Genomic DNA, 5846 nt, shown 5'->3' on the forward strand with positions numbered 1-5846 from the left:
TGTTTTTCCGGAGGTAGGAGATGCAGAGAATACAGCAACTGGTTTTGCTATCACTTTTACATAATCTGTTTTTGTTACCGTGTTACTGCCATGAGCATTCTTTGCTGTTAAACTAACAGTATATACTCCTGCCTTTGAATACTTGTGAACTGGATTCTGGTGGTATGACTTTGATCCGTCTCCAAAGTCCCATTTCCATTTAGTAGGTGTCCCTGTGCTTGTATCAGTAAATTTAACGGTTAATGGTGCTTTCCCGCTTGATTTTGACGTTTTAAAAGAAGCTACCGGAGTTTTCACCGGAGTTTTAATAGCAACCAGAGGTAAGTAGTCAATATTTTTACTATTTAGAACATAGGGGGAATCTGCAATTCCATCAGAGTCATTATCAGAAGCTGTCTGAGAGAAACCTTTGCCATCAGGGGAGCCCCAGAAGTTCCCGGCAATGTAAGGTCCTGAAACGATATTAGAACCTGCGGTTTTAGTAGTATTCCAGCTTACAGCGCCGTTCCACGATGAATCGAATATTATGTTATTTTTGTTGCTAAAGTAATTGTTATAAATACCAGGAGAACTACTTTCATGATAAAACTCAATTCCTACATTACACCCAGTTATCTTATTTTTTGAAATTGATGCGTATGTTGCTGATCCGGCTCCTTGATATAACCCAATTCCAATATCCGCATTCTTAATTTCATTTCCAATTATATTTACTCCAGCTTGACTTAAAGAAATCCCACCATTTGTGAAATAGTTACTTTCGATAGTACCAGAAGCCATATCTCCATCAAAAGAAACACCACAAGAATAAAAATAATTATTTTTTATTATTTGACCACGTGTTGCTCTGCCAACTAAATCAATTCCGTTTTTAGTGATAGAGAAACCATTGATATTAATATATTCTCTGCCGAAGTCATCATTAGATTCCTCAGCATTATAGAATCCAGAAACCTTTGGATACCCTTTTCCAAGAATCGTTAAGTTATCTTTTGTAATATGAACGTTCTCAGGGTAGGTTCCAGAATTAACAATAATGGTATCCCCTTTATGAGCGGCATCCACAGCCTTTTGAATCGTCTTGTATTTTTCGTTTGGTCCTACATTTATAGTAGCGGCTGATGCAGTAGATGAAACAATGATTAAACATAAAATCAGCACTATCGATATTAAACCAATTTTCTTATTAATTTTCATGATTTGCATTCCTATATTTAAGTTTTATATATAATGCCAATAATTTATATCTGTTTTATATTGTTAAACCTTTTTATATTATCAAAGTTTAATAAAATTAGCATACATTGTGTTAAAAAAGTAACGGCTTTTCGTTGTTTGGTGTGGAGATCCTTGTAATGTATTCATAAAAACCAATGCAGGCTCGAATTGAAAATCATCTTATCCATAGGGAATGGCGAAGAGCCAAAATAACATTAGAAGCAAAACAATTCACGGGTTTTACTCTAAAATCTGGGTATTTTACGGAAAATATCCGGTATACGGGCAAATTTCAGCCTGATACGATGAAAAGTCACAGGATAACTAAAATCAGTGTGTTTATAATTTATGGGGAGATTTGAGAGATTTGTAAAAAATTAAAATTAAAAACTCCATTAGTAGGCGAAATTTGAGCCTATAAGGTGTAAAAATAGCAGGGTTTTGAAATCATGAGGGTAGGGAAATTCTGACACTTTCTATATAGAACACTCAATTAAATTATTGGGAGAAATATAACAGCATTGTGGTTTGTAAGTGAACCACCAGTTATAACAAAAAATGAGTGATGAGAGTTAATTAAGCTCTTTACATATCAAAATTAAACGTTCTACATATCAAAATTGCTATTATCTAAGGCTTATTATCTAAGGCTGGATCAAGTATTGTACAAGACCAGATAAAGCCTAGTAAGTAAGACAGAGAGCCGCCAAAACCCCTGATTTTTTGTTTCTGAAAAATATGTGGATCAGAAAATATGTGGATTAAATATCAAAGGTAACCTTTACTACCTCACATTCTGACAGATTTTCAATATGTACGCCATCCAGTATTCCCGTTATCTCAAGACCATTAAACTCATTTGAACCGCAAAGTACGTCCTGATTCGGATGCGTACCAGGAGTGATATTGCAGCTTAGAACAGTTTTGTGCCCAACCGATACTACAATTGGAAGCCTTGGGGATGCAGGGTGGTTCTTTGGAAGGACTATTAATGGTGACCTAATTTCCCTAATCATAAAAAGAACGCATTTAAGCCCTTTTTCGGTTTTCTCATCCACAGACAGCGCGGAAGCAACAATCAGGTCATGGGGTTCCAGCCCGAGTACAATCTCTTCGTTCTCAGTTTCCAGAAAAAACTGTCCACTCGGACCTGCTTTCACAATAGCCACTGTTCCTGCCGTGCCGCGCAGGAGAAGCATTTCACTTTCCTTCAGTGAAATGTCTTTAGAAGAAGTCGATTCTTTCATGTTAAAAATAAGTATTAAAAAATCCAGTCGATTATCAGGATTCTACTACATTTTTAGACTGGCAGGAAGGACACTTCACATTTTTACCAATGCCTTTGAATCTGTTCCCACAGTCTTTACATACATAGTCTTTAACCGGCAAATTTCCTTCCATATCCAGATCAAACGAGTCTCCAACACTACACATCATTGTCACCTCACGGTTTTATCAAGGGGCTCAGTAATAATTATAATACCCACATATTACTACTCATACTTCTCCAATTAATACCTTTCCATACCAGTCCCCGGGGGCGATTTATGATCACAGTCTGCCCATCAGAACACCCATTTCCACAAATTTATGTTTAACAGAGGCATGCATTTAAAAAAGACATATATAGAGTAGTTAACTTTGCCAACCTCTAGAAAATGTCACTTGCAGATCAATGTAATTTTTCATTCAGTGTAATTTTCCATTCAGTGTAATTTTTCTTCTTTTGATTTTTTTCTAGATTTTAAATCCTCCATAATAGGATAAGTAAATAAATCCTATTACGCTGCTGAGCCCGTAAGAAATAAAACGCTCTAAAAAAACGAAACTGCTTGCAGATGCGAGGGACAAGCCAAAATACAGAAGTAAAGAGATCAGGCTCCTTCAATTATTCCGAGGCCTCCTGGAGTTAATGGTAGGGCTCCTAGAATGAAAGTCAAGACTGAAATTGTTACAATCAGGTTTAAAGAAAGGTCAATATTCAGGGCCAAAGTAACCAGTTTGAGGCGTATTACATCAAGGGTGCAGACCCCACAGGATAAAAGGAAAACAGGAACAAAAGCTTGTTTAAACTGATTTCAGTTTTTCATTATGTTGCGAAAGAGAGAAGCTAATTTTGCTCGAAACATAGTTTTAACATGTATCATTCTAAACCTTATGTTCTAGATTACCAAAAACCACAGAACGCAGAAGACATTTTACAAAAAGTTAACAGAAGCAATTTCAGAACATATTGATCCAGATGAACAATCTGTCATAGGTTTTCTGGATGAATCTTCACCACAAACAAAAGCTAATACACAATGTTTATGGCCTTTTAAAATATCTTTGAGGATATAATATACTGATTATATAAAGGCAAATTCATTTGCCTTTTATTCACTTAATGGAAATAATCTTATTGAATTCAAGAATTGTTCAAAGGCAGAAAACGTATGTGAATTTCTGGAAAAAATAGTGAAAGAAAACAAAGGAAAAATAGTTGTGCTTATACTTGACAATCCAAAAACACATCACTCAATAAAAACAGTAACAAAAGCCAAAGAATTAGGGATTATACTTGTGTTTCTACCACCATATTCACCAGATCTAAATCCTGTAGAATATGTATGGAAAACAATAAAAAGAGAAGTATCTGTCACATTTGTTCAATCTAAACAACATTTAAGAAACATCATCAAAAAAGAGTTTATTAGAGTAGAAGACTCATTGTCATTTGCAAAGAGATGGATGGAAACTTTCTATCAGCAAATAAAAAGTATAATTTGTTAAGTAAGGAACTATATTACTTGGAAAAAATAAATAATTTAAAGAAAAATGGCAAAACCTCACTTATCTTCTGAGAATCATAGTTCTCAGACGGTCAGCAGCACTTGCGGACTTATCAGCAATGCCTCCTACTCTTTCAACAAGTCCTATCAGGTGGCAGACACCTGCACCTCCTATAGTGTCTTCGTTTTCGAAGATCTTTTTTGAGAGAGAAGTTTCAAGCACATCCACATCATGTTCCAGTCTTTCGACTTCAGGGATGATGGTCATAGTTTCTTTGATTTCTTCCTTGCTGAAAGAAGTTGCGAGAAGCTTGTAAAGTGCACCCGCAAGTTCATCGTAAAGCCTTGCAGTCTTCAGGGAGGTATTCATCAGTTCCAGAAAGCCTTCTTTGATTTCCTCGGGGATATCCTCACAGGATCGAAGGGTCATCCAGTAGGCAGCCGTCTGAGCATAATCCGCAATAGAGTCCTGCTGCTTAAGAAAAGAAAGGAGGTCTTTTTTATTCACGGGCAATCTTACTGATGAGGGAATGCTTGCCCTTATCTTCTGTTTGAGTTTATCAGCCTCATGTTCCAGTGTGTCAATCTCATCTGTTCTCTCCTCCAGAATAGACTGGTTTCCTGCACAGTAGGCTTCCATTGCTTCAGCCAGCTTTTCAACTGCCAGTACTCCCTTTTTTGCGTGTGCTTCCAGAGGCACAAAGGGAGATTCAGCAACCACGTCAAGGACAGAACGGATGTAGTCTTTCATAAAAAGATCACCTCTAATCCTACAAAGATCAATGCCGATGTAAGGGCGGCTATAGGAACTGTTGCTACCCAGGAAGAAATAATTTTCCAGATCACGCGTAGGTCAACGGCTGCAATCCCGCCTGCGAGTCCGACCCCTATAACCGAACCGACAAGTGTATGTGTAGTCGAAATCGGAAGGGAACTGTAACTGTGAAGCAAAACCACTGTCGCCGTTGCGAACTGGGCAGAAAAACCACGTGTAGGAGTAAGTTGCGTAATCTTTGAGCCGATTGTTTGAACCACTTTATAGCCCCAGGTGGCCATTCCTATTACCATTCCAAGGCCTCCCATCAAAAGTACCCATATCGGAATTCCGGCATCTGTACCTGAAACTCCCATAACCTTAAGTGCTGCACAGAGAGGACCAATCGCGTTTGCTACATCGTTTGACCCGTGCGCAAATGCGATATAACAACCAGTAATGAGTTGTAAGGATATGAATTTTTTCTCAACAAAAGGCAGGTCTATAGCTCTGTGAAGGAAAATCTTTCTTATTATGGAAAAGGTCAAATAAGCAAAAACTGCTCCAAGAACTGGCGATATAAACCAGCTAGCGACAATTTTCAAAAGTTCTCCCCAGTGAATGTCAGAATAAGAGATAGTTCCATTGTAAGCCGCAATCAGCCCGAAGCCGAGCACGGAACCAACTATGGAATGGCTGGTTGAAACGGGAAGGTTATAAAAAGTCGCAAGAGTTACCCAGAAACTTGCCGCAAGAATTGCAGCCAACATCCCCACCGCCACAATATTTGGGTGAACTTCGCCAACGATGCCGATGGGGACAATCCCGTTGGCAATTGTAGAGGTAACTCGTCCACCGAATAATACGGCGCCTAAAAGTTCAAAGACAGCAGCAATAACAATCACTTGCTTGATTGATAAAGATCCTGTTCCAACTGAAGTCCCCATAGCATTTGCGAGGTCATTTGCCCCTATATTCCAGGCCATATAAAGGCCGGCTAAAATAAGCGCTATGATAAGTAAATCCATTTTTTTTCTGCTCCAGAAATCTTAAACTTCAAACTTGTTATAATAACTGTAATAGTCTTAGGACTTACGCAGTTA

General features: G+C 38.0%; 6 protein-coding genes and 1 pseudogene. 1 reads left to right on the forward strand and 6 read right to left on the reverse strand.

What is annotated here, in order from left to right:
• The 4 genes from A9239_RS14150 to A9239_RS20600 form a co-directional block, all read right to left on the reverse strand.
• Positions 1-1197, reverse strand: a 1197-nt coding sequence (locus A9239_RS14150; protein WP_176722165.1) for a NosD domain-containing protein, incomplete at its 3' end; no start/stop codon positions are given.
• 782 nt (positions 1198-1979) lie between these two features.
• Entirely contained in the window at positions 1980-2465 is a 486-nt protein-coding gene (locus A9239_RS14160; protein WP_048116851.1) for a hypothetical protein, read from the reverse strand.
• A gap of 34 nt (positions 2466-2499) precedes the next feature.
• A complete protein-coding gene (locus A9239_RS19685; protein ID WP_155396444.1) occupies positions 2500-2655 on the reverse strand; it encodes a hypothetical protein in 156 nt (51 codons plus the stop codon).
• A 437-nt stretch (positions 2656-3092) separates the two neighbouring features.
• Positions 3093-3230, reverse strand: a complete 138-nt coding sequence (locus A9239_RS20600) for a hypothetical protein (protein WP_230629276.1) — start codon at positions 3228-3230, stop codon at positions 3093-3095.
• A 114-nt stretch (positions 3231-3344) separates the two neighbouring features.
• Between A9239_RS20600 and A9239_RS14165 the strand changes: the two are divergent.
• Positions 3345-3990: pseudogene (locus A9239_RS14165) on the forward strand (IS630 family transposase); the annotation flags it as partial.
• 60 nt (positions 3991-4050) lie between these two features.
• Here A9239_RS14165 and A9239_RS14170 read toward each other — a convergent pair.
• Both A9239_RS14170 and A9239_RS14175 read right to left on the reverse strand, forming a co-directional pair.
• On the reverse strand, positions 4051-4740 hold the full coding sequence (locus A9239_RS14170; RefSeq protein WP_048116856.1) for a TIGR00153 family protein: 690 nt from the start codon (positions 4738-4740) through the stop codon (positions 4051-4053).
• Positions 4737-5771, reverse strand: coding sequence for an inorganic phosphate transporter (locus A9239_RS14175; protein WP_048116859.1), 1035 nt, complete (start codon positions 5769-5771; stop codon positions 4737-4739). The genes A9239_RS14170 and A9239_RS14175 overlap by 4 nt, the downstream gene beginning before the upstream one ends.
• Positions 5772-5846 lie beyond the last annotated feature (75 nt).

The organism is Methanosarcina sp. A14, from assembly GCF_001729375.1.
Lineage (GTDB): Archaea > Halobacteriota > Methanosarcinia > Methanosarcinales > Methanosarcinaceae > Methanosarcina > Methanosarcina barkeri.

Coding starts and splice junctions, on each gene's coding strand:
- A9239_RS14160 (WP_048116851.1), bottom strand. CDS start 2,465: ATGAAAGAATCGACTTCTTCTAAAGACATTTCACTGAAGGAAAGTGAA.
- A9239_RS19685 (WP_155396444.1), bottom strand. CDS start 2,655: ATGATGTGTAGTGTTGGAGACTCGTTTGATCTGGATATGGAAGGAAAT.
- A9239_RS14170 (WP_048116856.1), bottom strand. CDS start 4,740: ATGAAAGACTACATCCGTTCTGTCCTTGACGTGGTTGCTGAATCTCCC.
- A9239_RS14175 (WP_048116859.1), bottom strand. CDS start 5,771: ATGGATTTACTTATCATAGCGCTTATTTTAGCCGGCCTTTATATGGCC.